The organism is Candidatus Accumulibacter similis (assembly GCA_013347225.1).
GTDB lineage: Bacteria > Pseudomonadota > Gammaproteobacteria > Burkholderiales > Rhodocyclaceae > Accumulibacter > Accumulibacter similis.
This window is the reverse complement of sequence record CP054595.1, coordinates 3,684,573-3,709,880: the sequence shown is the minus strand read 5'-3', so window position 1 is coordinate 3,709,880 and position 25,308 is coordinate 3,684,573. Positions and strand designations below refer to the sequence as shown.

At 66.1% G+C, this 25,308-nt stretch carries 31 protein-coding genes; 13 read left to right on the top strand and 18 right to left on the bottom strand.

Annotation, left to right across the window (positions count from 1 at the left end; translation table 11 throughout):
* Window positions 1-19: 19 nt before the first annotated feature.
* The 4 genes from cyoE to HT579_16265 form a co-directional block, all read right to left on the bottom strand.
* Window positions 20-916, bottom strand: a complete 897-nt coding sequence (cyoE, locus tag HT579_16280) for a protoheme IX farnesyltransferase (protein QKS30334.1) — start codon at window positions 914-916, stop codon at window positions 20-22.
* Window positions 917-1,045: 129 nt separating this feature from the next.
* On the bottom strand, window positions 1,046-2,740 hold the full coding sequence (locus HT579_16275; protein ID QKS30333.1) for a cbb3-type cytochrome c oxidase subunit I: 1,695 nt from the start codon (window positions 2,738-2,740) through the stop codon (window positions 1,046-1,048).
* A 15-nt stretch (window positions 2,741-2,755) separates the two neighbouring features.
* Complete coding sequence (locus HT579_16270) at window positions 2,756-3,295, bottom strand: cytochrome C oxidase subunit II (GenBank protein ID QKS30332.1); 540 nt, start codon at window positions 3,293-3,295, stop codon at window positions 2,756-2,758.
* Window positions 3,296-3,326: 31 nt separating this feature from the next.
* Window positions 3,327-3,476 carry a hypothetical protein gene (locus HT579_16265; protein QKS30331.1) on the bottom strand — a complete coding sequence of 50 codons (150 nt, stop codon included), beginning with the start codon at window positions 3,474-3,476 and terminating at the stop codon, window positions 3,327-3,329.
* Between the two features lie 307 nt (window positions 3,477-3,783).
* Between HT579_16265 and HT579_16260 the strand changes: the two genes are divergently transcribed.
* Together HT579_16260 and HT579_16255 are read left to right on the top strand one after the other, a co-directional pair.
* On the top strand, window positions 3,784-4,836 hold the full coding sequence (locus HT579_16260; protein ID QKS30330.1) for a COX15/CtaA family protein: 1,053 nt from the start codon (window positions 3,784-3,786) through the stop codon (window positions 4,834-4,836).
* Complete coding sequence (locus tag HT579_16255; protein ID QKS30329.1) at window positions 4,833-5,768, top strand: COX15/CtaA family protein; 936 nt, start codon at window positions 4,833-4,835, stop codon at window positions 5,766-5,768. Before HT579_16260 ends, HT579_16255 begins: the two co-directional genes overlap by 4 nt.
* A gap of 121 nt (window positions 5,769-5,889) precedes the next feature.
* On the opposite strand, the gene erpA is transcribed toward HT579_16255, so the two are convergent.
* The 4 genes from erpA to rplM form a co-directional block, all read right to left on the bottom strand.
* The gene (gene erpA / locus HT579_16250) at window positions 5,890-6,240 is read right to left on the bottom strand and encodes an iron-sulfur cluster insertion protein ErpA (protein QKS30328.1); all 351 of its coding nucleotides are present in this window, start codon (window positions 6,238-6,240) and stop codon (window positions 5,890-5,892) included.
* A gap of 345 nt (window positions 6,241-6,585) precedes the next feature.
* Window positions 6,586-7,614, bottom strand: a complete 1,029-nt coding sequence (locus tag HT579_16245; protein ID QKS30327.1) for an N-acetyl-gamma-glutamyl-phosphate reductase — start codon at window positions 7,612-7,614, stop codon at window positions 6,586-6,588.
* 94 nt (window positions 7,615-7,708) lie between these two features.
* Window positions 7,709-8,101 carry a 30S ribosomal protein S9 gene (rpsI, locus tag HT579_16240; protein QKS31675.1) on the bottom strand — a complete coding sequence of 131 codons (393 nt, stop codon included), beginning with the start codon at window positions 8,099-8,101 and terminating at the stop codon, window positions 7,709-7,711.
* A gap of 9 nt (window positions 8,102-8,110) precedes the next feature.
* Window positions 8,111-8,539, bottom strand: a complete 429-nt coding sequence (gene rplM / locus HT579_16235; protein ID QKS30326.1) for a 50S ribosomal protein L13 — start codon at window positions 8,537-8,539, stop codon at window positions 8,111-8,113.
* Window positions 8,540-9,114: 575 nt separating this feature from the next.
* On the opposite strand from rplM, the gene HT579_16230 reads away from it, so the two are divergent.
* On the top strand, window positions 9,115-9,534 hold the full coding sequence (locus tag HT579_16230; protein QKS30325.1) for an OsmC family protein: 420 nt from the start codon (window positions 9,115-9,117) through the stop codon (window positions 9,532-9,534).
* On the opposite strand, the gene coq7 is transcribed toward HT579_16230, so the two are convergent.
* From coq7 to HT579_16215, 3 genes are all read right to left on the bottom strand, one after another.
* Window positions 9,531-10,151: a 2-polyprenyl-3-methyl-6-methoxy-1,4-benzoquinone monooxygenase gene (gene coq7, locus HT579_16225; GenBank protein ID QKS31674.1), complete on the bottom strand. Its 621-nt coding sequence runs from the start codon at window positions 10,149-10,151 to the stop codon at window positions 9,531-9,533. The genes HT579_16230 and coq7 overlap by 4 nt on opposite strands.
* Before the next feature lie 162 nt (window positions 10,152-10,313).
* Window positions 10,314-10,892, bottom strand: a complete 579-nt coding sequence (locus tag HT579_16220; GenBank protein ID QKS30324.1) for a CNP1-like family protein — start codon at window positions 10,890-10,892, stop codon at window positions 10,314-10,316.
* Complete coding sequence (locus HT579_16215; protein QKS30323.1) at window positions 10,889-11,434, bottom strand: RNA pyrophosphohydrolase; 546 nt, start codon at window positions 11,432-11,434, stop codon at window positions 10,889-10,891. Before HT579_16215 ends, HT579_16220 begins: the two co-directional genes overlap by 4 nt.
* Before the next feature lie 224 nt (window positions 11,435-11,658).
* Between HT579_16215 and HT579_16210 the strand changes: the two genes are divergently transcribed.
* Both HT579_16210 and HT579_16205 read left to right on the top strand, forming a co-directional pair.
* Entirely contained in the window at window positions 11,659-13,383 is a 1,725-nt protein-coding gene (locus tag HT579_16210) for a proline--tRNA ligase (GenBank protein ID QKS30322.1), read from the top strand.
* Window positions 13,371-13,973, top strand: coding sequence for a lytic transglycosylase domain-containing protein (locus tag HT579_16205; protein ID QKS30321.1), 603 nt, complete (start codon window positions 13,371-13,373; stop codon window positions 13,971-13,973). Before HT579_16210 ends, HT579_16205 begins: the two co-directional genes overlap by 13 nt.
* A gap of 27 nt (window positions 13,974-14,000) precedes the next feature.
* Here the strand turns inward: HT579_16205 and ffh are convergent, their stop codons facing one another.
* Window positions 14,001-15,356, bottom strand: coding sequence for a signal recognition particle protein (gene ffh / locus HT579_16200; protein QKS30320.1), 1,356 nt, complete (start codon window positions 15,354-15,356; stop codon window positions 14,001-14,003).
* A gap of 30 nt (window positions 15,357-15,386) precedes the next feature.
* On the opposite strand from ffh, the gene ccsA reads away from it, so the two are divergent.
* Genes ccsA through HT579_16185 form a run of 3 tightly spaced genes read left to right on the top strand, consistent with a single transcriptional unit; the run spans window position 15,387 to window position 17,160 of the window.
* On the top strand, window positions 15,387-16,226 hold the full coding sequence (gene ccsA, locus HT579_16195) for a cytochrome c biogenesis protein CcsA (GenBank protein QKS30319.1): 840 nt from the start codon (window positions 15,387-15,389) through the stop codon (window positions 16,224-16,226).
* Window positions 16,108-16,734, top strand: coding sequence for a LysR family transcriptional regulator (locus tag HT579_16190; protein QKS30318.1), 627 nt, complete (start codon window positions 16,108-16,110; stop codon window positions 16,732-16,734). The genes ccsA and HT579_16190 overlap by 119 nt, the downstream gene beginning before the upstream one ends.
* Before the next feature lie 33 nt (window positions 16,735-16,767).
* Complete coding sequence (locus HT579_16185) at window positions 16,768-17,160, top strand: hypothetical protein (protein QKS30317.1); 393 nt, start codon at window positions 16,768-16,770, stop codon at window positions 17,158-17,160.
* A gap of 31 nt (window positions 17,161-17,191) precedes the next feature.
* Here the strand turns inward: HT579_16185 and HT579_16180 are convergent, their stop codons facing one another.
* Window positions 17,192-17,671: an OsmC family protein gene (locus HT579_16180; protein QKS30316.1), complete on the bottom strand. Its 480-nt coding sequence runs from the start codon at window positions 17,669-17,671 to the stop codon at window positions 17,192-17,194.
* Between the two features lie 16 nt (window positions 17,672-17,687).
* Window positions 17,688-18,335 carry a hypothetical protein gene (locus tag HT579_16175; GenBank protein ID QKS30315.1) on the bottom strand — a complete coding sequence of 216 codons (648 nt, stop codon included), beginning with the start codon at window positions 18,333-18,335 and terminating at the stop codon, window positions 17,688-17,690.
* Window positions 18,336-18,720: 385 nt separating this feature from the next.
* Here HT579_16175 and HT579_16170 point away from each other — a divergent pair, with 385 nt between their 5' ends.
* Genes HT579_16170 through HT579_16160 form a run of 3 tightly spaced genes read left to right on the top strand, consistent with a single transcriptional unit; the run spans window position 18,721 to window position 21,817 of the window.
* Window positions 18,721-19,104 carry a hypothetical protein gene (locus HT579_16170; GenBank protein QKS30314.1) on the top strand — a complete coding sequence of 128 codons (384 nt, stop codon included), beginning with the start codon at window positions 18,721-18,723 and terminating at the stop codon, window positions 19,102-19,104.
* Window positions 19,105-19,125: 21 nt separating this feature from the next.
* Window positions 19,126-20,847, top strand: a complete 1,722-nt coding sequence (locus tag HT579_16165) for an NAD-binding protein (GenBank protein ID QKS30313.1) — start codon at window positions 19,126-19,128, stop codon at window positions 20,845-20,847.
* The gene (locus tag HT579_16160) at window positions 20,831-21,817 is read left to right on the top strand and encodes a DMT family transporter (protein ID QKS30312.1); all 987 of its coding nucleotides are present in this window, start codon (window positions 20,831-20,833) and stop codon (window positions 21,815-21,817) included. The genes HT579_16165 and HT579_16160 overlap by 17 nt, the downstream gene beginning before the upstream one ends.
* On the opposite strand, the gene HT579_16155 is transcribed toward HT579_16160, so the two are convergent.
* The 4 genes from HT579_16155 to HT579_16140 are packed head-to-tail and all read right to left on the bottom strand — an operon-like array spanning window position 21,765 to window position 23,904.
* Window positions 21,765-22,634, bottom strand: coding sequence for an alpha/beta hydrolase (locus tag HT579_16155; GenBank protein ID QKS30311.1), 870 nt, complete (start codon window positions 22,632-22,634; stop codon window positions 21,765-21,767). The genes HT579_16160 and HT579_16155 overlap by 53 nt on opposite strands.
* 43 nt (window positions 22,635-22,677) lie before the next feature.
* Window positions 22,678-22,887, bottom strand: coding sequence for a DUF465 domain-containing protein (locus HT579_16150; GenBank protein ID QKS30310.1), 210 nt, complete (start codon window positions 22,885-22,887; stop codon window positions 22,678-22,680).
* A 31-nt stretch (window positions 22,888-22,918) separates the two neighbouring features.
* The gene (locus HT579_16145) at window positions 22,919-23,236 is read right to left on the bottom strand and encodes an AzlD domain-containing protein (protein ID QKS31673.1); all 318 of its coding nucleotides are present in this window, start codon (window positions 23,234-23,236) and stop codon (window positions 22,919-22,921) included.
* Window positions 23,237-23,265: 29 nt separating this feature from the next.
* Window positions 23,266-23,904, bottom strand: coding sequence for an AzlC family ABC transporter permease (locus tag HT579_16140; protein QKS31672.1), 639 nt, complete (start codon window positions 23,902-23,904; stop codon window positions 23,266-23,268).
* Window positions 23,905-24,030: 126 nt separating this feature from the next.
* Between HT579_16140 and HT579_16135 the strand changes: the two genes are divergently transcribed.
* Window positions 24,031-24,351: a hypothetical protein gene (locus HT579_16135; GenBank protein ID QKS30309.1), complete on the top strand. Its 321-nt coding sequence runs from the start codon at window positions 24,031-24,033 to the stop codon at window positions 24,349-24,351.
* Between the two features lie 147 nt (window positions 24,352-24,498).
* Entirely contained in the window at window positions 24,499-25,065 is a 567-nt protein-coding gene (gene greB / locus HT579_16130) for a transcription elongation factor GreB (GenBank protein ID QKS30308.1), read from the top strand.
* Window positions 25,066-25,308 lie beyond the last annotated feature (243 nt).

The following is a 25,308-nucleotide window of genomic DNA, read 5'->3' as shown; positions in this document are numbered from 1 at the left end:
GCAGGTCGCCAGTCACGAGTCAGAAGCGCAGTTGCGTGTCGACGATGGCGGCGCAAAGGACCAGGGTCAACTGCATCAGCGACGCGTGGAAGCAGACCATCGCCGTCTTGCGGTTCGGCTGCCGGGTCAGCAGCCATGCCTTCTGGATGAACAGGAAGCCTCCGATCGCCGCGCCGGCGAAGTAGATCGGACCGAGGCCGAAGGCCAGTGGCAACAGACTGGCGGCAACCAGGGCCAGCGTGCTGGCGAAGATCGTGTTTGCGGCTCGCTGATCGCCGACGACCACCGGCAGCATCGGCACTCCCGCGGCGGCGTAGTCGTCACGGAAAGCGATCGCCAGGCTCCAGAAATGCGGCGGCGTCCACAGGAAGAGGACCAGTGCCAATGCCAGCGGTACGGCGCCGAGTTGCGGATCGGCAGCGGTCGCGCCGGCAAGCACTGCCCAACTGCCGGCCAGTCCGCCGAAGACGATGTTCAGCCAAGTGCGGCGCTTGAGCCAGACGGTATAGACGATGGCGTAGAAGAAGGCGCCGAGGAAGACGAACAACGCCGACCAGGCATTGAGCGCGACCCATGCGGCACCGACCGAGAGCATCATCAGGGCGGCGATCAGCAGCAGCCAGACCGGGCCGTGACGAAGCTGGCCGGTGACGAAGGGGCGCTTGCTGGTGCGCGCCATCAGGTGATCGCTATCGTACTCGTAATACTGGTTGAAGGCGCCGGCGCTGGCCGACGAGACCAGCACAGAAAGGGCCAGGACCAGGATCTGCAGCGGCGTCAGTGAAGGCCCGGTGCTGACCGCCAGGCCGGCAAGGGCGGTGAAGGTGATGACGACGCCGATGCGCAGCTTGAAGACGCCCAGAATGGCACGGATGGGAAGACCTGGAGTGCTGTTCGATGGGAGTGTCGATTGCATTGGCGTCGATAGCGTGGCGATCAGGTGAATGAGCGGGTAGTGGGATGGAGCCCCTGCTTGAATCGGGCCTGTTGGCCAAGCCCGATTGAGGCAGGTCCCCGCGCTGGCGGCGCGGGGACGGTTGCCGGATCAGCTCAACAGCCAGACTTCCGACAGGTACTTCCAGTTCACGAAATAGTACAACACGAAGGAGACGAAGAGCAGCAGGGCGAGGACGACGGTGCCGGGGACGCCGACGTGCTCGCTGCCGTGCGCCACGGCCGAAGCCGCCGGGGTCGCTGCCGGGATCGGCGTCGGCTTGTCGGAGACCCTGCCTCCGTCGAGCTTCTTGCCGAAGAGCAGCGAACCGACCACGAGCAGGATCCACAGGCCGCCACCGATCACGGCGATGACACCGAAAATCCCGGTCAGCCCCATCATCAGATAGGCAGCACCCGGCCACTCATACTGGAACGGTGCGCCCGAGAAGGCCATGTCCCAGTGGCGGCGCGAGACGCCGAGCGTACCGGCGCCCATCATCACCAGGCCGAGGACCGACATGCTGATGCCGAACAGGTAGGGCTGGATCTGGCAGAGCTTCGGCAGGATCATCTCACGCCGGAACAGGACCGGTACGAGCAGGTAGGTGATCGCCATGAAGGCCAGTGTCGTACCGGTGACGACCGTGGTGTGGAAGTGGCCCGGCACGTAGAAGGTGTTGTGCATCAGCATGTTGATCTGCTCGGTACCGAGGACGACACCGGAGATGCCACCCAGGAAGCCGAAGCTGACGAGCGAGATGAACATGCCGGAGAACACCGGGTTGCCCCATGGCGCCTTGCGCAGCCATTCGAACAGGCCGTTGGTGTAGCCCTTGCGCCGCTGGGCCGCTTCGATTGCGCCGGGAACCGTGAAACCGTGGATCATCGACGCCATCACCGCGAAGTACATGAAATAGGAGGTGTTGAGCACCTTCCACTCGGCGCTCATGCCGGGGTCGGAGAGCAGGTGGTGCGCACTGGCGAGCTGCAGGAAGAGGATGTAGAGCAGGAAGGCGAAGCGCGACACTTTCTCGGACAGCGGCTTGGCGCCGAAGATCACGGCGGCGGTCAGGTACCAGACAGAGACGTGTGCCGCGACGTTGATCTGCTGCGACGAGTGCCCGAGACCCCACCACACCATGCGGTACAACTGGGCGTCGATTTCCTTGATCAGGCCGATCGACCAGAAGAAGGTCGGTACGAGGATGCCGGCACCTGCCAGGATGGTGAAGGTGGCGATGATCGCCGCCGTCAGCGCGCCGAAGGTGACCAGTGGCAGCGAGCCCTGGTAGGTCCTGTCGCGCTTGGCGACGACCAGCGTACCGAAGAACACGGCGGTGCCGAGCAGCGCGCCGACGGCGACTAGGATGATGCCGAGGTAGAAGTGCCAAGCCGCCTGCATCGGGACGTAGGAGGTGAACATGACGCTCGACTCGCCCTGGAAGATCGCGACGTTGGCCATGATGCCACCGACGACCATCAGCCAGAAACCCAGCCAGGCGATCTTTGGCGTTGCCAGCCGGCACCTGAGCAGTGTCGATGAGGCGAAGTAGAGCACTGCCATCTCGAAGAACAGGATCCACAGGATCAGCATGTCGATGCCGTGCGCGGTCAGGATCAGGTAGAACTGGTCGGCCGGCAGCAGCTTGATCGCTGGCCAGCGGGTGAGGATCACCAGCAGCGCCGTGATGCCGCCGACCAGCAGCCAGAGGACGCCGGCGACGGCGTTCCAGCGCATCAGCTTCTCGGCCTGGTCCTCGAACTGCAGCCCGGAGACGGGACAGGTACGGTAAGTCGTTGCCATCTGTTTGTTCCCCCCTTATTTCACGTAGATACGGCCGAGCATCGAGTGGTGGCCGATGCCGCAGTATTCGTTGCAGACGATGGCGTAGGTGCCTTCCTTCGTCGGGGTCATCTTGACGACGTGCTCGTAGCCCGGGATCACCTGGATGTTGATGTTCACCGGTTGCAGCGAGAAGCCGTGGTTGTAGTCGAGGGACGACAGATGGATCTTGTAGGTCTGGCCCTTCTCCAACTCGAGAATCGGGTACCAGTCCCACAGGCGGGCAATCAGGTAGCCGTCGCCACCGGCCGGAACCTTGACCACCGGGATGTTTCGCTCGGTCTCGGTGCGGATGGTGTTCTCGGCAATGAACTTCTCGGCCTTGGCGGCGAACAACTCGGGTGTGGTCTTGTAGGCCTCGTTCGACAGGTTCTGCTTGCCGTAGATGTGCCAGTAAATCATCATCGCGAACATGATCATGCCCCAGACGAAGGCGATCGCGATCCACGCCCATTCGACCTTGTCGATGGGCTGCTTCCACCAGAGCCGCTCGGATGGCGGCAGAATTGCACTCATGTTTGGAATCTCCCTGATGTGGCTGAACGACTTATCTGGCGAGCGGCGTGTTCATGATGTCGATGATGCCCCACAGGATGTAGAGCAGTCCGGGTGACGCAACTCCGAGGAAGAGAAGCAGGAAATGGTTGTCCAGCAGCCTCTGCATGAACGGAATGTCGCCATCGTTGTTGTCGGCCATAGTTGTACCCTCCATCGCTGAGATGCGCTCGCGGCGCGGCCAGATTGCAGATAACGTCGAAAATCTTGGCCCTGCCGGGCACAATTGCCCGAAGAATACCCGTAGGCGCCGGTCGATTGATTTGATGCACGTCAAGAACCCCGGCCACCTGCAATGCCCGTCCAGGCCAGCAATCATCGGCATTTCGCTGCTGTGGCTGCGGCCGATCGTCGCATCCGGGTGGGCCTGCAGGCGGCTGCCCACTGCTCATTCCGATGCGCATATAATTCGCGCCTCCTCCCCCTTTCCGGAAGTCGGTAACCCTGTCATGGATACAGTCGCTCGTCGACACGTCGCGGCCTGGCTGCTGGTCTGCAGTGCGATGGTCTTTGCCATCCTTGTGGTCGGCGGCGTCACCCGCCTGACTCATTCCGGACTGTCGATCGTCGAATGGCAGCCGATCGTCGGTGTCATTCCGCCCCTCGACCAGGCGCAGTGGGAAGAGACTTTCGAGAAGTACAGGCAGACGCCGGAATACCTACAGGTCAACCACAGGATGACGCTCGACGAGTTCAAGGGCATTTTCTTCTGGGAGTACGTGCACCGCGTCCTGGGACGACTGATCGGCGTCGTCTTCCTGCTGCCCTTGCTGTACTTCTGGTGGCGCGGCAAGCTCGAGCCGGCACTGGTGCCGAAGCTCGTCGGCATTTTCCTTCTTGGTGGGCTGCAGGGGGCGATGGGCTGGTACATGGTGAAGAGCGGACTGGTCGATGATCCGCGGGTCAGCCACTATCGGCTGACGGCGCATCTGTCGCTGGCCTTCCTGATCTTCATCGCCATGTTCTGGGTGGCGCTGGATCTCCTCTCCCCGCCACGCGGGGCGACGCACGATGCGGCGGTGAGAAGCCTGCAGCGCACCGGCTTCTGGCTGACGGTCCTCGTCGGTTACATGGTGGTCAGCGGCGGTTTCGTCGCCGGCATTCGCGCCGGCAAGGCCTACAACAGCTTCCCGCTGATGAACGGGCATGTGTTGCCACCGGAGAGCTTCATCATCGATCCCTGGTACCTCAACTTCTTCAACAATATGGCGCTGGTGCAGTTCGACCATCGCCTGGGCGCCTGGCTGCTGGTCTTTTTCGTCCCGTGGTTATGGTGGAAGACGCGCCGGGCGGCGGTCTCGAACAGGGCACGCCTGGCGGTGGCCCTGTTGCTGCTCGGGGTGTTCGCGCAGATCGGCCTCGGCATCGCGACGCTGTTGCTGGCGGTACCGGTGGCTCTGGGGGCGGCGCATCAGGGGGGGGCGATGGTCGTTCTTGCCCTGCTGCTCTGGCTGAACCACGAACTCCGCCTGCCACAGTACGCTTCCGGTCACGCCAGATGAACTTCAGTCAGGGCCTTCGTCGGCGGCGAATCAGTGTGCTGGCGCGTCTGCTGACCGCGTTGTCCCTGCTGGTCGTTGTCGTCAGCGCCTATCTGCGGCTCGACGGCGCCGGCCTCGGTTGTGCCGACTGGCCTGCCTGCTACGCGCGGCTGCTGGCGCTGCCGCCGGCAGGACCCGAGTACGGGCTGGCACGTCTGCTGCACCGCGGCGTTGCTTCACTGTCGCTGTTGCTCGCCTGTGTTCTCGTCTGGAAGTGCTGGCGGCCACCGCCAATGGGCCCGGTGGCGTTGCCGGCAACATTGCTCCTGTTCCTCATGCTGGCGCTGTCGGCACTCGGCATCTGGAGCTCGGACCCGCGGTTGACTCTGGTGAACCTGTTGAACATCCTCGGCGGCCTTGGGCTGGTCAGCTTCTCCTGGCGGGTGGCACTGGCCAGCGAGCCGCCGCCGATGATCCTGCAGCGAGGGGGAGCGCCAACCGTGCTGCTGCGTCTTGGAGCGGCGTGCCTGACGCTGACGGTCATCCTCGGCGCGCTGATCGGCGCCAGTTACATGGCGCCAGCGTGTACCAGCTTTCCCGACTGTGACGGCAGGTGGTGGCCCGAGGCGGCAGGCTGGCCGGCTCTGCAGACGCTTGCCGTGCTGCAGGCGGCCCCGCTGCCAGGCGATCCGGCCGGTGTCAACCTGCACCTGCTGCATCGCTACGCAGCCCTGGCGACGCTGCTGCTTCTTGGCACGGCGGGACTGCAGGCGTTGTCCGGTGCCGAGCATCGGCGGCGGGCCGCGGCGCTGCTGCTGTTTATGCTCGCTGCGACGGCTTCCCTCGGCATCCTGACGGTACTTGCGGGCTTCAGCCTCGGGCTGGCGGTTGCTCACGGGGCATGCGCTGCGGTACTGCTGGCGACGCTGGCAAGTCTGCTGCACGAGGGGTGAAGAAAAACAGGCGAGCGCGCCGCAGCGCGACGTCGTGACATCGTTGCGGGCGGCGCCAAAAGGGCGCGCCCGGGTGCCGCCAGCGCGGCGGGGCGTCTGTCTCCCGCCGCCGTCGGCTGGCCTAGACCGAGAACGAAGAGCCGCAGCCGCAGGTCGATGAAGCGTTCGGGTTCTTGATCACGAACTGCGAACCCTCCAGTCCCTCGGTGTAATCGATTTCGGCACCGACCAGGTACTGATAACTCATCGGATCGACCAGCAGCGTGACGCCGTTCTTCTGCAGTGCCGTGTCGTCGTCGTTCGCCACCTCGTCAAAGGTGAAGCCATACTGGAAGCCCGAGCAGCCGCCGCCGGTGACGAAGACGCGCAACTTGAGGTCCGGGTTGCCCTCTTCTTCGATCAGTTCCCTTACCTTGCCGGCCGCGCTGTCGGTGAAAACGAAAGGCATGGGCATTTCCGTCGCTACATTCATCAATATTTCTCCGAAATGTGTTCACTTGTTGTCCGCCAGTGGACAGCGGTCACCGCGGCGAGTTCATGACCGAGCACAATCGCCCCGGCGCCGTTGCCGGGAAAGGCTCGGCGGGCAGTGGGTGCCGCCTGTGGTCGGCAGGGCCGCGGACCGGGGACGGACCGTCCTGTTCGTCTGTCGTGGCGCAGCGTCCGCCGCAGCGAGCGGGCAACGCGGCGCGCCGTCCAGCGCTGGCGGCGAATCATAGCACCTTTGACCGCCGGCGGTCCTGCCGGGAGAGCGCACGCTGACCGACCGCTTCGGGCCGGCGGCGGGCTTTGCGCTGCCGCGCCACGAAGCGCGCGTTCAGGGGAGCACGGCGATCTGCTGCAGACCGACCGTTTCGGGGAGGCCGAACATGATGTTCAGATTCTGGACGGCCTGTCCGGCAGCACCCTTGACGAGATTGTCGATCACCGCAAGAACGACGACGATCGCCCCGCCTTGCGGCCGGTGGACGGCGATCCGGCAGGTGTTGGCGGCGCGCACCGAGCGCGTGTCGGGGTGCGAGCCCGCTGGCAGGACGTCGACAAAAGGCTCGTCGCGGTAGCGCTCCGCGAACAGCGCCTGGAAGTCGGCTTCGGTCCCGATGCGGGCGTAGAGCGTGGCATGGATGCCACGAATCATCGGAGTCAGGTGCGGCACGAAAGTCAGCCCGACCGGTTTGCCGGCCATCGCCGAGAGGCCTTGGCGGATCTCGGGCAGGTGCCGGTGTCCGGGAACGGCATAGGCCTTGAAGTTGTCCGAAGCTTCGGCGAAAAGGGTTGCCACCTCGGCCTTGCGGCCGGCGCCCGAAACGCCGGACTTGGCATCGGCGATGAGATGGTCGGGTTCGACCAGCCCTCGCTCGAGGAGTGGCATGAAGCCGAGTTGGACGGCGGTCGGATAGCAGCCGGGGTTGGCCACCAGGCGCGCATTGCGGATCGCTGCGCGGTTCATTTCCGGTAGTCCGTACACGGCCTTGCCGACCCATTCCGGGCTCGCATGCTGCATCCCGTACCAGCGGCTCCAGTCGGCGACATCGCTGATGCGGTAGTCGGCAGCAAGATCGATGACGCGCACACCGGCATCGAGCAGCGCCGGCGCCTGCGCCATCGCCACGCCGTTCGGTGTGGCGAAGAAGACGACGTCGCAGCTCTTGAGGTTGGCCGTGGCCGGATCCTCGAAACGAAGCCGCAATCGTCCGCGCAGGTTGGGAAACATCTGCGTGACATCGGTACCGGCATCGCCGCGCGAGGTGATGCTGGCAATCTGAACTTCCGGGTGCCGCGCCAGCAGGCGCAACAGCTCGACACCGGTGTAACCGGTGCCGCCGACGATGCCGACTCTGATCATCCTGGCCTCCGCAATTGCGTTGAGTGGTGGCTTGACAGCTTCCGAACACACGAAAGCCGCCCTTGGGCGGCTTTCGTTGCGTTGCCGAAACGGCTCAGCGCTTCGAGAACTGCTTGCGGCGACGTGCCTTGTGGAAACCGACCTTCTTGCGCTCGACTTCACGCGCGTCGCGAGCGACAAAGCCTGCCTTGGACAGCACGGGCTTGAGCGCGAGATCGTAGGCGATCAGGGCGCGCGTGATGCCATGACGCACGGCTCCGGCCTGCCCCGATTCGCCGCCACCCGAGACATTGACCAGGATGTCGAAATCGTTCGGCTGCTCGATCAGGTGCAGTGGCTGCCGGACGATCATGCGGCCAGTGACGCGCGAGAAGAAATCGTCCACCGGCTTGCCGTTGACCACGAACTTGCCGCTTCCGCGCTTCATGAAGACGCGCGCTACCGCGCTCTTCCGCCGCCCGGTGCCATAGAAATAATTGTCTGCCATCATGAGCCCTTAGAGTTCGACAACCTTTGGCTGCTGCGCAGCATGTGGATGTGTTGCGCCCGCGTAGCACTTCATCTTCTTGAGCATCGCGTAACCGAGCGGGCCCTTCGGCAGCATGCCCTTCACGGCCTGTTGCAGGATACGTTCCGGGAAGCGTTGCTGCATCTTGGTGAAGTTCGTTTCGTAAAGGCCGCCGGGGTAGCCCGAGTGCCGGTAGTACTTCTTGTCCTCGGCCTTGTTGCCCGTGACGCGCAACTTCTCGACGTTGGTGACGACGATGTAGTCGCCGGTATCGACGTGCGGGGTGAATATGGGCTTGTGCTTGCCGCGCAAGCGGCGCGCGATCTCGGTGGCCAGTCGACCGAGCACCTTGTCGGTAGCATCAACCAGGAGCCACTCTCGCGTTACTTCATGCGGCTTGGCGGAGAAAGTCTTCATCAAAAACGCCGTCCTTTTGCCTGATAACGGAAAGCCCAGCATGTTATTGCAAGTCCGGGATCGGTGTCAATTGCTCATTCGCCTCATCGAGCCGACTGCCTGCATCCCGTGCAAGGCGCGGTAGTTGGGCCCGGCGGCTGCCGGAGGTTGCCGTGGCGAGCGGATGCGAAGAGCACAAAAAAAAGCGCGACTCCTGGGAGCCGCGCTAAATCCACACCAAACGAGGAGGGTGGAGGAGACAAGGTGAGTAGGAGGGAGGTCCCCGCTGCAAGTGATTACGTTGAAGAGATTATGGCCGCTCCGAGAGCAAAGGTCAACTATTTTTTGTGCGTTGCGCCATGGTTTTTTTCGGGCTAGCGGTGTGATCCATTGAAATTGCGGAAGCCTTTTAATATCCATTAGTTTGGATAATTTTCCTGAGAAGCTTTTCACTATGTGCAACGCCTGCCGTTCCGCCTGGGCGTTCTTCTCTCGTTCGGCATGTTGCGGTGCAGCATGTACCGGTGGGCCGTGGTGGCGGACTTGCGGCTACAATCGGGCCGGCAGGTCAAGGGTTCCGAAGACAAGGAGGAAAAATGGAGTGTACGGTGAAGTGGACTGGCAGCGGGATGTCGTTTCTGGCAGAGACGGGCAGCAATCATGCGCTGGTGATGGACGGTGCTCCCGAGGCAGGCGGGCGCAACCTGGCACCGCGGCCGATGGAACTGCTGCTCGCCGGCACCGGCGGTTGCACCGCCTACGACGTCGTGCTGATCCTGAAGAAGGGGCGCCAAGCCGTCACCGGCTGCGAGGTGAGCTTGCACGCGGAGCGGGCGGAGAGCGAACCACGGGTGTTCACCAGCATCCATTTCCACTTCCGCGTCAGCGGCAGGCAGCTGAAGCCGGATGCTGTGGCGCGGGCGATCGAACTGTCGAAGGATAAGTACTGCTCGGCTTCGATCATGCTTGGCAAGACGGCTGCCATCACCCACGATTTCGAGATCATCGAAACCTAGACGTAGTAGGCGGTTCGCGTCATCGTCCGCGCCGCAAGCTGCATTGCCTTCACCGCCGCCGCCGGGAGCTCGCGCGCGCCCAGCCGCACCGCCGTCGCGGCGTGCGCGATCTCGTCACGCCGCATCTGGGCGACGATCGCCCGCGACCGCGCGTCCTCATCGGGCAGTTCGCTGAGGTGACTGTCGAGGTGAGCCTCGACCTGGCGCTCGGTTTCGGCGAGGAAGCCGAGGCTCCAGTCGTCTCCCAGCTTGCCGGCAACGACGCCGATGGCCAGTGCGCCGACGTACCAGACCGGGTTGAGCAGGCTGCTGCGGCCGCCCAGTTCAGCCAGCCGACGTTCGGTCCACGCCAGATGTTCGGTTTCTTCGCGCGCTGCCTGCTCGAGCGCCTGACTGACGTCAGCCTGGCGCGACGTCAGCGATTGGCCCTGATACAGCGCCTGCGCACAGATCTCGCCAACGTGGTTGACGCGCATCAGGGCCGCCGCATGCGCCTTCTCGGCCGCCGACATGGCAGCTTCCGGCTCGCTGCTGCCCGGCACTTCGCGCACCGTCGAAGCCGGTGCGCACAGCGTGCGCAAGGCCTTGTCGAACTCGATGATGAATCGATCGCTGATCATTCCTCCTCCAGGCGTTCCGTTGCCGCTGCGGGTCGCGCTGCCGGCTGAATACGCATGCCAATGCCTTGCCGCCTGTCGGCAGAGCAAAGGGTTAGACGGGGTACGGCATGCTTCGCCTTCCGCTTCGCCGGCCACGCCTGTCGCTGTGCCGGCGGCCAGCTAAGGTCTGACGCGCAGCGCGGGGTGACCGCCGTGCCGCAACGTGTCGAGCAGCTGTTCGGGCGTCTGCTGCACGACCATGATCGGACAGAAATAGTCCGAGAAGAGAGCAGCATGATGCCGGTTGAGCGTGCTGTTCGTGATCCGTACCCAGCGGTCGTTGCGTGCCCGGGCCCAAGTCCCGTCGGCACGGCCGAGCGCGTAGAGCCGACGTTCGCCGGTCGTGCATTTCATCCCCTCGTAGCTGACGTTGCGTGCCCCGGAGGAGCTGACGATCACCAGCGTGTAGCGGGTGACGCCGTCGCTGCCGACGCTGAGCGAACTGCCGTCGATCAGGAACTGGTTGTTGGTCGTCGCGCTGACGGTGAACGGCAGCAGGTTCTCCGTTTGCGGAAAGGCGGGCAACTCGACTTCCGGCTCTGCGGCAGGCCGCTGTTCACCATCGGCGTCGTAGTCTTCCGTCCGGCCCGTCAACGGCAAGGCGAGAAGCGCAGCCAGCAGCCAGTGCGCATGGCGAGCGCCGGGGAACCACCGGGCGGAAGCAGCACTGCGCGGGAGAACGGCTGTGGGCAACGTCATTCCTTCCCGGGCAGGCCGGTGGGCGGCGCCGAGCGGAATGTGGCGGCTGTACGCTGGGCGCGGCGACCATCTGCATTTAGGAAACGGGCCAGCTCGTTCAACGCCTGCTCGTAGACCCGGCGCTTGAACTCGATCACCGCGTCGAGTGAGACCCAGTAGCTGTTCCAGCGCCAGGCGTCGAACTCGGGATGATCGCAGGCACGCAGTGATACGTCGCAGTCGCGACCGATCAGGCGCAGCAGGAACCAGATCTGTTTCTGTCCACGATAGCTGCCACGCCACTCCCTTCTTACCCAGTGGGTTGGCACGTCGTAGCGCAACCAGTCCTTGGTCCGGCCGAGAACGAGCACGTGCTCGGGCAGCAGGCCGATCTCTTCATGCAGTTCCCGGTACATTGCCTGCTCGGGCGTCTCGCCCCGCTTGATGCCGCCCTGCGGGAACTGCCATGAATGTTCTCGTATCCGCTTGCCCCAGAAGACCTCGTTTCTGGCGTTGCAAAGAATGATGCCGACGTTCGGGCGGTAGCCTTCACGGTCAAGCATTTCCGACACCTGCAAATCAAATCGTTGAGTGCATTCTTCCACATTTCCGGAGGCTTGCAAAGCGCCGCGACGAATGAGGTGGGGTGGTCTCGGGTGGTCTCACGGCCTTCGTCGTGCGCGAGTTCCGGCCTGCCGTACGGCGTCGTGGGCGGTTGCTGCCGCCGGGGTGCCCCATTCGGGCGTCTGTCCAGTAGAATCGAGCTTTTAATCCACAGCCGATCCCGATGCGCACTTCCCGGTTCTTTCTGTCAACGCTCAAGGAGGCGCCCGCCGACGCCGAGGTGGTCAGCCACAGGCTCATGCTGCGCGCCGGCATGATCAAGCGACTGGCGGGTGGCATCTACACCTGGATGCCGATCGGTTTGCGCGTCGTGCGCAAGGTCGAGGCGATCGTTCGCGAGGAGATGAATCGCGCCGGTGCCATCGAGCTGTCGATGCCGGCCGTGCAGCCGGGCGAGCTGTGGCAGGAATCCGGGCGCTGGGAGAAGTACGGTCCCGAGCTCCTGCGCTGCAAGGATCGGCACCAGCGGGATTTCGTCATCGGTCCGACGCATGAGGAGGTCATCACCGACGTCGTTCGTCGCGAGGTCAGGAGCTACCGTCAACTGCCCCTCCACTTCTACCAGATCCAGGTCAAGTTCCGCGACGAGATCAGGCCCCGCTTCGGCGTCATGCGCGGGCGCGAGTTCCTGATGAAGGACGGCTATTCGTTTCACGCCAGCTTCGACGACCTGCAGCGCGAGTATCGCAACATGTTCGCGACCTACACGCGCATCTTCGATCGGCTCGGACTCAAGTTCCGTGCCGTCGCCGCCGACACCGGCTCGATTGGCGGCACCGGCTCGCACGAGTTCCACGTTCTTGCCGACTCGGGCGAGGACGCGCTGGCGTACTGTCCGACGTCCGATTACGCAGCCAACGTCGAGTTGGCGGAAGCGCTGGCGCCGGCTGGTGGTCGCCTGCCTTCCCGCAGCACCATGCAAAAGGTGGCGACGCCCGGTCGCACGCGCTGCGAAGACGTGGCCGAGTTGCTGGGGGTTGCACTGAGCACGACGGTGAAGGCGATCGCGATCGTGCTGGCCGGCAGTGAGGGTGGCAGCGGCGGTTTCGCGCTGATCCTGCTGCGCGGCGATCACAGCCTGAACGAGCTGAAGGCACAGAAGCTTCTCGGCGAATTCCGCTTCGCGCGCGACGACGAGATTCTGGCTGCGCTCGGCTGTCAGCCGGGGTACATCGGTCCGGTCGGCAGCAGCGGCATCGCGGTCCATGCCGACCGCAGCGTGGCAGTGATGAGCGACTTCGTCTGCGGTGCCAACGAGGCAGGGTTTCACCTCACCGGGGTGAATTTCGCTCGCGATCTGCCGGAGCCGGCGCTGGTCGGCGACCTGCGCAACGTCGTCGCCGGCGATCCGTCGCCCGATGGTCAGGGCCGCCTGGAGCTCTGTCGCGGCATCGAGGTCGGCCACATCTTCCAGCTGCGGACGAAGTACGCCGAGGCGCTGAAATGCGGCTTCCTAGATGAAGCGGGGCAGAGCCGGATCATGGAGATGGGCTGCTACGGCATCGGCGTCACCCGCATCGTCGGTGCCGCCATCGAACAGGGTCACGACGAGCGCGGCATCGTCTTCCCGGCGGCGATCGCGCCTTTCGCCGTGTGCATCGTCCCGATGGGATATGGCAAGAGCGCTGCCGTCAAGACGGCTGCCGATGCGCTCTACGCCGAACTGGTCGACGCCGGCGTCGACGTCCTGCTCGATGACCGCAACGAAAGGCCGGGTGTGATGTTCGCCGAAATGGAGCTGATCGGCGTGCCGCACCGGGTGGTGGTCGGCGAGCGCGGTCTTGCCGAAGGCCGCTTCGAGTACAAGGGACGCCTCGACGCAGAGCCGCAGATGGTCGCCAGGGCCGAGATCGTTCGCTTCATCAAGGACCGACTGTGCGTTGCCTGATCGCTCTCGCTGCCCTGCTCTTGCCGCTGGCGGTGCAGGCCGGAGCGCAGAGGTACGAGCCGCTCTCGGCGAGCGTGCAGGCCGCACTCTCGCGCACGGTGTCCGATCGGGCGCCGCAACGCAGCTCATTCACGGATTCGGCGGAGGCCATCGGCTGGCTGAGCGAGATGTCGCAGCGGCTCGAGAAACGCATTCCGGACCGCGACACGCGCCTGGACTTCCTGCGCGCCGTGCATTACGAGGCGACGCGCGCCGGGCTCGATCCGCAACTCATCCTCGGCCTGATCCAGGTCGAGAGCGGCTTCAAGAAGTATGCCGTGTCGACGGCCGGTGCTCGTGGCTTCATGCAGGTGATGCCGTTCTGGGTCAAGCTCGTCGGCGGCAGCGAGGACAATCTCTTCCACCTGCGCACCAACCTGCGTTACGGCTGCACCATCCTGCGCCACTATCTCGACATCGAACGGGGTGATCTCTACCGGGCGCTTGGCCGCTACAATGGCAGCCTCGGCCAGCCGCAGTACCCGAACATGGTTCGCGCCGCCTGGCAGAACCACTGGTCCTACAGCAAGCGCAACCTGGCCATGCGCTGACACGGCATCCCGCCGGCTCCGGCGCCGTCAGCGCATCCCCGGCAACATGCCCTTGAGGCCGCGCATGAGTTGCCCCATGCCGCCGCGCGAGAACTGCTTCATCATCTTCTGCGTCTGTTCGAACTGCTTCAGCAGGCGGTTGACCTCCTGCACCTGCACGCCGGCACCCTGCGCCACGCGCCGCTTGCGGGCAGCCTTGAGCAGTTCGGGGTGGCTGCGCTCGGCGGGCGTCATCGAGTTGATGATTCCCTCGATGCGTGCCACCGCCTTCTCCTCACCACCGGCAGGCAACTGACCAGCCGCCTGCGAGAACTGCGCCGGCAGTTTCTCGAGCATCGACGACAGCCCGCCCATCTTGCGCATCTGGCTGATCTGGTCCTTGAAGTCATTGAGATCGAAGGTCTTGCCCGACTTCAGCTTGCGCGCGAACTCGATCGCCTTCTCTTCGTCGATTCCCTTCCTGGCTTCCTCGATCAGCGACAGGACGTCGCCCATACCGAGAATGCGCGAGGCCATTCGTTCTGGATGGAAGGGCTCGATGCCGGTCAGCTTCTCGCCGACGCCGGCGTACTTGATCGGCCGCCCGGTGACATGGCGCACCGACAGCGCGGCACCGCCGCGCGCATCGCCGTCGAGCTTGGTCAGGATGACACCGGTCAGCGGCAAGGCCTCGTTGAAGGCGCGGGCGGTATTGATCGCGTCCTGTCCCTGCATCGCATCGACGACGAAGAGCGTCTCGATCGGCCGGATCGCCGCATGCAGCTCGGCGATCTCCTTCATCATCGCCTCGTCGATCGACAGGCGGCCGGCGGTGTCGACCAGCAGCACGTCGTGGTAGTGGCGTCTTGCCCAGTCGACCGCGTTGCGCGCGATATCGATCGGCTTCTCGTTGCCGGCCGACGGAAAGAAATCGACGCCGGCCTGGGCGGCGACGGTCCGCAACTGCTCGATGGCGGCTGGCCGATAGACGTCGCAGGAGACGACCAGGACCTTCTTCTTCTGCGTCTCGCGCAGCAACTTGGCCAGCTTGGCGACGGTGGTCGTCTTGCCCGATCCCTGCAGGCCGGCCATGAGGACGATCGCCGGCGGCTGCGTCGCCAGGTTGAGGCCCGCGTGCGCCTCGCCCATCAGTTGCGTCAACTCGCGGTGCACGACGCCCACCAGTGCCTGCCCCGGGCTCAGCGAGCCGATGACTTCCTCGCCGACCGCCTTCTCCTTTACTGCGGCGATCAGGTGCTTGACTGCGGGCAGGGCGACATCGGCCTCAAGCAGGGCGAGGCGGACCTCGCGCAAGGCATCCGCGATGTTGGACTCGGTCAGGCGTGCTTCACCGCGCAGCGTCTTCATGACGCGGGAAAGGCGTTGGGTCAGGTTGTCGAGCATCTGGATTCCGGCTTGGTGTAAACTCAAAAAATGCCCGACATTCTACTGCACCTGCTGCCGCACGTCGTTTCGTCACTGCTCTACGCGGCCCTCGGGATCCACTTCTGGCACACGCGCTGGCGTGAGAAGGAGCGCTCGCTGGTGACCTTGCCGATGCAGCCTTGGGAACGGGCTGCGATCGTCGTCGCGATGCTGATCCAGGGCTTCGGCCTTTACCAGGGTGTCTTCGGTGGCAGCGGCATGCGCTTTTCGTTCAGCTACGCGCTGTCGCTGATGCTCTGGCTGGCGGTACTGATCTACTGGCTGGAGAGCTTCCGCTCGCGCATGGACGGCCTGCAGCCGATGGTCCTGCCGCTGGCCGCAGCTGGCGCGGCGGCGCCTGCCATCTTCCCGCAGTTGCGCGTCATCGGACATGCCGGCGGCTGGGGCTTCCTGGTCCATTTCCTTGCGGCGATGCTCGCCTACAGCCTGTTCACCCTGTCGGCGCTGCACGCGGTCTTCATGGGTTTTGCCGAACGCAAGCTGCACCAGCGGTCGATGACCCGCAGTCTCAGCAGCCTGCCGCCGATCCTGACCATGGAGGCGCTGCTGTTCCGCATGATCACGGTCGCCTTCTGTCTGCTGACCGTCGCCCTGGTCAGCGGTGTCTGGTTCTCGGAGGAGATCTTCGGCAAGGCGGCGGTGCTCGACCACAAGACGCTCTTTGCCTTCGCCTCGTGGGGAATCTTCGCCGCGTTGCTGGTCGGTCGTCGTGTCTATGGCTGGCGCGGGCGCATCGCGCTGCGCTGGACCCTCGCCGGCTTCATGGTCCTGCTGCTGGCCTACATCGGCAGTCGTTTCGTCGCCGAGGTCGTGCTCGGTCGCCTCTGAGCGCGATGGCCTTCCGTCTGCCGCCGATGCCTCTCGCGAGGCCTTCGCGGCGGCGGCGCGGCAGCAGTCGTTCCTCAAGGCAGCCGACGAGCTGTGTGTCACCCAGTCGGCGATCAGTCATCGCATCAAACAGCTCGAGGACGATCTTGGCGTCCGCCCCTTCCTGTGCCTCAACCGCAACATCGTCCTGACGCCGCCGGGCGAGGCATACCTGGCGGGCATCCGCGCCGCGCTTGCCGACATCGAACGGGCGCCGCCCGCCATCGCGCGCGGCGCGCGGCGCGCGGCACGAACTGCGTGTCAGCGTCGCGCCGGCGATCGGCAGCAGGTGGCTGGCCAGCCGCCTTGCCGACTCCCAGCACCAGTACCCGGCGGTCGCCCCCGATTCTGTCCACATCGACCCAGCTCGGCACCATCCGCTCGGGCGAGGTCGACGCCGGCGTCCGCCCTGGCGACGGCCCGTGGCCTGGCCTGCCAGGCTTCAAGATGTCGGACGAAGTGCTGGTGACGGTGTGCAGTCCCGACTACCCGGCCCGCGTCGGTGGACTTGACGAGCCCGGGCATCTCGTCCGCGCTACCCTGCTGCACCACCCGCTCCTCCCCTGGATGCAAGCCGCTGGCATCGACTGGCCCGAGCCCGCGGGCAGCGTACGCTGTCGTCACCCGCTGCAGCGTCATCGACATTGCCGGCGGCATGGGCCTGCCGCTGGTGGCGCGGCGCAGCACGCGCGACGAACCGTACTGCGCCGACGAAGTCCTCCCCACCGGTACCGCCGCCGATCTCACGCCGGTGGTGGAGATCGACCGGTGGCGCATCGGCGACGGACTCCCCGGCCTGATGACACGCCAACTGCAGCAGCGCCACTTCGACTGTTTTCCTGGCCGCGACGAGGCACGCGTCGGCTGGCTGTCCCCGGTTGCCGATCGCGGGTAGTTGCCTGCCGGTCGCCGCCCGGTCGCGGGCGTCAGTCGCGCGGCGGTTGGAGGACCGGCTCGCAGCGGACTTCCGAGCGTACAGAACTGGCGATGAAGCACTCCTCGTGCGCCGCGTGATGCATCCGCCGGATTTCGTCGTCCGTCGGCAGGCGATCACCCGAGAAGCACACCTCGGGCCGCAGGGTGACCAGCGTCATCGCCAGTTTCCCCTCGCCGTTGCGGCCCATGACTCCGGTCGGCCGGTCGCGGTAGCGGTCGACCCGATAGCCGCAGCCGGCGGCGATCGCCAGGAACCAGAGCAGGTGGCAACTCGCGAGCGAGGCGACGAAGGCCTCTTCCGGATCTACCGCCGCCGCATCGGAGAAGGGCAGCGGCACGACATGCGGCGATGACGATGCCGGCACCTCGATGCCACCGTCGAAGCGCAACAGGTGGCGGCGGCTGTAGCGGCTGTCGAGGAACGGCTGCTCGCCGCGCAACCAGAGGACTTCGGCGGAATGTTCGGCCATGGCTGGTTCCCGGTGCTCAGGCGAAGAGGTCGATGGTCGCTGCCGGCGTTTCGGCAGCCGCCGCCGCGACGTCCGCATAGGCCGCCGCCGTCGCGCCGTTGGCTGCCCGGCTGTCGGCCGTCTCCGTGGAACCGGCCGTGTCGCCGCGCCGCAGCGCCAGTTCCATGCTCGCCTGCATCGCCATGCGTGTCGCCAGTGCCGCGACGTGCCGATCCTGCGGCGAGGGGTCCGCCGGGGCCATTGCCGCAGCCCGGATCCGCGCCGCCTTGTCGAGCGTCTCCTCGGGATTGCGTCCGGGCGAGGTGTCGATCGCGACCTCGCCGCCGATCGCATAGCGCTGGCCATCGGGACCGATGGCGTAGCTGAAGCTGGCGCCGCTGCGCACCAGGCTGCCGCCGGCGGCGACGTGCGCCATCTCGTGTGCCCGGACCTGGCGGTCGCTCCGCTGCAGGCTCTGCAGACGCTGACGATCGGCTTCGGAGATCTGACCATTCTCCTGCGCGCTGGCGGCAGCAACCGGCGGGCGGTCGGTAGCCGATTCGCCTGCCGGCGCGGCATCGGTCGTTCCATCGGCCACAGCCACGCCGGCACCGGTGCGGTGCTGCACCGGGCGGTTCGGGAACGACGGCGCGGTCGAGGCCGCCGATGACAGGGAAGCGACCATGCGGGCTTCACATCTGGCCGGACGAGAAGCGAAGTATAAGTCCTCCCTGCTGCCCGTGCGCGACGACAGCCGGGGGATCGATGCCAGACCGGCGCGGCCGAGCCGCCGGCCGGCTGCCGTCGTGTCGCCGGCCCGCGCATGGCTGGGTCGTGCAGCATGGCGCTGTCGCCGCAGGGCAAGCGGTCTTCTCCGGCTTGCCGCCTGTGCAGGCGTCCACTTGCCCTCGCCAGCGGCCCGTGCGCCCCGGTTGGCCGAGGTCCTTCGCCCCTGAGCGAAGGTCCGCGCGCCCGAGTCAGTGTTTTCATCACCCCTGTGGGCGAGTATCCTTCACCCTCATGCGGCTGCGGTCGGCGCGGCCGCTTGTTGCGACGGCGAAAGGTGGTCCATGAACCTCGAGAAGGTGGTTTTCGGTTTCTTCATCGTGCTGGCGGCGACGCTGAACTTCGGCTTCTTCATCGGCGACATCGACGAGCCGCGGCATCACCACATCTACGAGCTGTTCGCGGCGATCGTCGTCAACCTGATCGCGACGGTGCTGAAGTTCGGTGACCGGACACAGATCGGCGCGGTGCACCTGTCGACCAGCCTGGTGGCCGACCTGCAACTGGTGGCGGCGGCCGTCGTCTGGGCGATTGCCGTGCATGTGACCGGCGAGGGGATGTCCGCCGACGTCACCACCAGCGTCGTCTCGCTGAGCGGCGGCGCGCTGTTTGCCAACGTCGTCTCGGTCATCCTGCTGATCGTCGAAACGGTGATGTTGCGGCGCTGACGCGCGCGTGACGCAGACCAGATGAACGCCAGCGTCTTCTTCCTCGCCCTGCGGCGGATGCGCGCGCCGCTGATCGTGCTGATTGTCATCTATGCCGTGTCGACGCTCGGTCTGACGCTGATTCCCGGGGTCGATGCCGAAGGCCGGCCGGCACCGCCGATGAGCTTCTTCCACGCTTTCTACTTCGTCAGCTACACCGCGAGCACGATCGGTTTCGGCGAACTGCCGGGGGCCTTTTCCGAGGCGCAGCGGATGTGGGTGACGGCCGTCATCTTCCTCTCGGTGATCGGCTGGTCGTACTCGATCATCAGCCTGTTGACGCTGGTGCAGGACAGGGGATTCCAGCAGGTCCTGCTGAGCGGCCGTTTCGTGCGCCGCGTGCGACATCTCGGCGAGCCGTTCTACATCCTCTGCGGCTGTGGCGAGACCGGCCTGCTGATCGCGCGCGCGCTCGATCGAGACGGTGTTCGCGTCGTCGCCATCGAGCGCAGCGAGGCGCGCATCCAGGAACTCGAACTCGAGGACTTCGCCGCCGACATTCTCGTCCTCGGCGCCGACGCGGCGCTGCCGCAGAACCTGCTGCTCGCCGGCCTGCAGCACCGTAGCTGCCGCGGCGTGCTGGCGATGACCGACGACGACGGCGTCAACCTGGCGGTGGCGATCGCCAGCCGGCTCATCAACCCGCGGCTGATGGTCGTTGCCCGCGTCGCCAGTCCGTCGGTCGAGCGCAACATGATGTCCTTCGGCACGCACTACGTGGTCAATCACTTCGAGAAGTTCGCCGACCATCTGGCAGAAGCGATCCATTCGCCGAACTGGTACCGTCTGGTCGACATCCTGACCGGTCTGGCGGGGCAGCAACTGCCGGCGCGGCACGATCCGCCGGCCGGTGACTGGGTGGTCTGCGGTTACGGCCGCTTCGGGCAGGCGGTGGTGCGCAACCTGGAGCGGCAGGGAGTCAGCCTGACGGTCATCTCGCTCGAGGCCGATCTGCCGAATGCCGTCAGGCACGTCGTCGGCCTGGGTACCGAAGCGGAGCCACTGCGCGCGGCGGGAATCGAAAGCGCGGTCGGCATCGTCGCCGCCGGCGACAACGACACCAACAACCTGTCGATCGCCATCACGGCCAAGGAGCTCAACCCGGACCTGTTCGTCGTCGCACGCCAGAACCGGGTTGCGAATCAGGTGCTGTTCGACGCCTACGATGCCGATTTCACGATGGTTCCTTCGCGCATCGTCGCCCGGGAGTGTCTCGCGCTGATCACTTCGCCGCTGCTGAGCCGCTTTCTGCGCCTCGTTCGGGCCTGGCCGGAGGAGCGCGCGGCGATCGTCAGTGGACGGCTCGAACGGCTTTGCGGCGGCAACGTGCCGCTGATCTGGGGCGTTCGCCTGAACGCTGCCGAGGCTCCCGCTGCGCACCGTCTGCTGATGATCGAGCAGGGAGCGATCGCGCTCGGAACCCTGCAGCGCGATCCGGCAGCGCACCAGGAAGCGCTGCCGTTGCTGCCGCTGCTGCTCGTTCGCGACGGGCGTGACTACGAGCTGCCGGCCGACGACCTGCTGCTGCAGCCGGGCGATGATCTCCTCTTTGCCGGCACGCGGGCCGCCAAGCTGGCGCAGAACCTCGCTCTCGACAACCGCAACGTGCTCGACTATGTGCTCACCGGCCGCGATTCTCCGGGCTGGTTGTGGCGGGTGCTGGGGCTGGCGCGCCAGTCGCTGCCCGATGGTGGCCGTGGCTGACCCGGGCGCGGCAGCGCCGGCAGGTACCCGCGCGCGCCGTGTGGAAGGCGTTGCCGCGGCGGTGCCGGCGTCCGGCACGCCGCTCGCGCCGGCGGCTGCCGCGGCGCACACGCGCCTCGTCGGCTGTGCCTGCATCGTCGCCTCGGCGGCCGGCTTCGGTGCCATGCCGATTCTCGCCAAGCTGGCCTACGCCGAGGGCGTCGACCTGCCGAGCATGCTGTTCCTGCGCTTTGCCCTCGCCGGCGTCCTGATGGCCGTGCTGATGCGCCTGCGTGGCATGCGCTGGCCACATGGCCGCACGCTGCTGTTGCTGGTGGCGATGGGCGGCCTCGGTTACGTCGGGCAGTCGTTCTGCTATTTTGCTGCCCTGCAGCACGCGACGGCGGGGCTGACAGCCCTTCTGCTCTACCTCTATCCGGCGATCGTCACCGTCCTCGCCGCTGTCATCGCCCGCCGCCGGCTGTCGCTGCCGCGCCTGCTCGCCGTGGCGGCGGCGCTGGTCGGCACCGCGATGGCGATTGGCGGCAGCCTCGCCGGCAGCCCACTCGGCATCCTGCTTGGTGTCGCCGCGGCGATGATCTACTCGATCTACATCCTGGTTGGCGAACGGGTGACGCCGCTCGCCGGAGCGATGCCTTCGTCGACGGTGATCATGCTTGCCGCGGCAGCCGTCTTCGGCCTGATCGTCTGCTGGCAGGGCCCCGCCTTTCCGGTTTCGCCGGCCGCCTGGGCGGCGATCGGCGGCATCGCCCTGTTGTCGACGGTGGTCGCGATGATCACCTTCTTTGCCGGCATGGCGCGTCTCGGTGCCGCCGATGCCGCGACGCTGTCAACCCTCGAACCGCTGGTCACCGTCATTCTGGCGGCGTTCTTCCTCGGTGAGCAGGTCGGCGGCTGGCAACTCGCCGGCGGTACGATCATCCTGGCGGCGGTGATCGTTCTGGCGCGCTCGCAGCCGGCGACACCGTAGTCGCGGCGGCGACGACCAGCGGCAGGAAGCGCAGGAGTTCGTCGATGACTGCCTGCGGTTTCTCGGTCATCATCGCATGTCCGCAATCGGCGATCTCGACGTACCGCGCCTGGCGCAGGGCGGCCAGCAGCGGCGGCAGGTTGCGCCGCGGCGTCATGCGGTCGCGGCGGGCAGCCAGCAGCAGCGTCGGGCAGTTCACCCGTGCCGCCGCTGCCAGGCCGTGCAGATGTTCGTTGCAGTTGGCGAGGTCGATGGCGAGGACGCCGCGTGGGCTGCGGCGCATGATCGCCAGGTTCGCCCCGGGGCCCCAGATGCCGTGCCCGCCGCCGCCATGGAGCTGGAAACGCGGCGTCAGCGAATACTCGTTCATCATTCGGTAGGCGCTGTCGGGGGCGCTCGCCGCCCGACCGAGCAGCGCGTCGGCAACCGGCATCGGCGCCGAGGTGCCGAGCAGCGCCAGGCCGCTGCAACGCCGTGGATGGCGGGCGGCGCCCTCGAGGGCGACGAGCGAGCCCATCGAGTGCCCAACCAGCAGGGCGCGGTCGATGCCGGCCGCGTCGAGCAGCGCCGGCAGCCAGTCGGCGAGCGCCTCGATGCTCGCCAGTGGCGGGCCGCCCGAGAGCCCGTGACCAGGCAGATCGGGGGCCAGCACGCAGCAGCCGGCGGCGGCGAGGCCGGCGGCCACCCGCAGCCAGGCGTCACCGTCGTTGGCGGCGCCGTGGATCAGCAGCAGCGGCGGCGACGGTGAGTTGCCGGGTCGCCAGGGCCGGCCACCGGTGGCCACGCGGCAGCGGCTGCCGGCGACGCTGAGTTCCATGTCGTGCCTGAGGGCGGTCGCGGAGGGTGCCCGGCGCAGAGGCTCAGGCGAGCGCGTCCGGCTGCAGCAGGTGCTCGAGGGCGACGATGCGGTCCTTGAGCAGCAACTTGCGTTTCTTTAGTCGGCGGACCAGCAGGTCATCCGCTGGCGGGTTTAGCATCAGGTGGTCGATGACCTGATCCAGATCGTGATGCTCGACCTGGAGTTCGCGCAGGCTGGCGCGGGTTTCGGCGATCTGTTCTTCGGTCAGCATGGTCGGCGATATCCCTCGGATGGTTTGGTGGCTAGCCGAGCAGGGCCTGCAGCGCCCACAGGGCGAGCATGCCGAGAACGACGGTTGACAGGGTGTTGCGGGTCCGCCAGGCAATGAGTGCCGCCAGAGCGGCGGCCGCCATGCGCGGCAGGTCGGGGACAATGTTAGGCGCGCCAACGGCAAAAAACAACGGCGGCGCGATGATCGCCGCCATCACCGCCGCCGGCACATAGCGCAAGGCCTGCCGCAGCCAGCCGGCAAGTTCCAGGCGCGCGAGCAGGGCGAGCGGCGCAAAGCGCAGGAGGAAGGTGATGACGCCGATGCCGATGATCATCGACCAGGCGAGCAGTTCGCTGCCCGGGGCGAAAGCGGTTGCACTCAGCGGCCGCCCCCGATCTTCTCCGCTGCGATGCCGGCGGCGACACCGAGCAGCGCTGCGGCGATCAGGTTGAGTCGCAGCGGCAGCACCAGCAGGACCGCGGCGCTGCCACCGGTGGCTGCGGCCAGCAGCATGGCGCGCGTGCTGAGCAGGGGCACGAGCATGGCGATGAAGGTCAGCGGGACGATGAAGTCGAGCGACCAACTCGGCGGCATCAGGCTGCCGAGCAGGATGCCGGCGATCGTCGCCAGTTGCCAGCAGACCCAGGTCGCTCCGGCCAGCCCGAGGTAGAACCAGTGGAGATGCGGCTCTTCGGGGCGGGCGTTGCGCCGGAGGACCGTCAGGGCAAAGGCCTGATCGGTCAGCAGGTAGGCAATCGCTGCCTGCCAGCGTCGGCCGAGGCCGCCGAAGTGTTGCGACAGGGAGGCGCCGTACATCAGGAAGCGCAGGTTGATGATCGTCGCGGTGGCGAGAATGACCGGCAGCGGCGCACCGCCGGCGAAGAGCTGTGTGCTCGCGATCTGTGCCGAGCCGGCGAAGATGACCCAGCTCATGGCCAGCGACTGCCCGGCCGTCAGGCCCGCATTGCTGGCGGCGGCGCCGCAGACGAGGCCAAAGGGGAGGATGCTCATGCTCATCGGAACGAAGGCGCGCAGACCGTCAATAAACGCTGCGCGCTCGCCTGGGACTTGCGGCACGGGACGCTTTTGCGAATAGAATAGAGGCTGAAATTGTAACCCTGAGACAGAGCCGGAAGGAGGCAGATGGTCTATCACATTATCGTTTCGTTTGGGCGGGAGCGAGAGTACGAGTACAGGTTCTCTCACACCGAACTTGCGGCAGGCTCTCCGGAAGAGGCGCGTCGCTGGTTCGACAAGGAGTTCGCCGATCTCGAATGCGAGCCCAGCAACCCGATGGGCAAGGTGCTGATCATCGACAAGATCCTCAATGTTGCCCGTTATGGTGGCGAAACGCGTTTCATCGAAGGCAAGGACTGGGCGACCCGCTTTGCCCGCTACACTGCGCTGGCGCTCGGTCGCGACACCATCCGCATCGATGTCGGGGCGTTCAACATCGGCTACTGAGCAGCCCACAGGCTGGCAGTGCGGCGCAGGTTGCGGAGCCTGCGCCGTTTCTTTTTCTTCTGCTGACGGACAGGGTTGCCCGCTTGCCAGGCCCGGCGACGGGTGTGGCGCAGCGTCGGCAGACGGCAGGTGCATGGGCGACAGGCGATGAACAAGGCTTTCGTCAGGGAAGCGGCAGACGACGAGGACGAGGAGGAGGCGCTCGATCCGGCTCTCCGGTTGCCGCAGGGTACACGCAACTACATCACGCCCGCCGGGCACGCGCGCATCCGCGCTGAACTCGAGCACCTTCTGCGCGTCGAGCGGCCACAGGTGGTCGGCGTCGTGCAGTGGGCCGCCGCCAACGGAGACCGCTCGGAGAACGCCGACTATATCTATGGCAAGCGGCGGCTGCGCGAGATCGACCGGCGCATACGCTTCCTGACCCGGCGTCTCGACCTGGCGGAGATCGTTGACCCGGCGCGGCGCGAGAACACCGAACAGGTCTTTTTCGGTGCGACGGTCAGCATCTGCGACGGCCAGGGAACGGAGAGCACCTACCAGATCGTCGGCGTGGACGAGGCCGATCTGGCGCACGGACGAATCAGCTGGGTGTCGCCGCTTGCGCGTGCGCTGCTCAAGTCGCGTGCCGGCGACATCGTCCGCTTCCAGAGTCCGGCGGGCTGGCGCGAGGTCGAGGTCCTGGCGGTCGTTTACCCGAGCGCCGAGTCCTGAGCGGCGGTGAGGAAGCCGCCGCGCGCGGGCCGTGTGGCGCGGCGACAGCGAGCGCAGACCGAAACCGGCAGACAGCCCGGCGAGGAGTGAGCGCGCCCCCGGGGTGACGATGGCAGCCGTTGCTTGCCGGGCCGCGCCGACAGGGCTTGAAATGGTACCGATCGTCCCCACCTGCTGCTCCATCGTCCGCGGCGCAAGGCTTGCGCCTCTTCGTTTTTCACAAACGCCATTCACGGAGTCCTC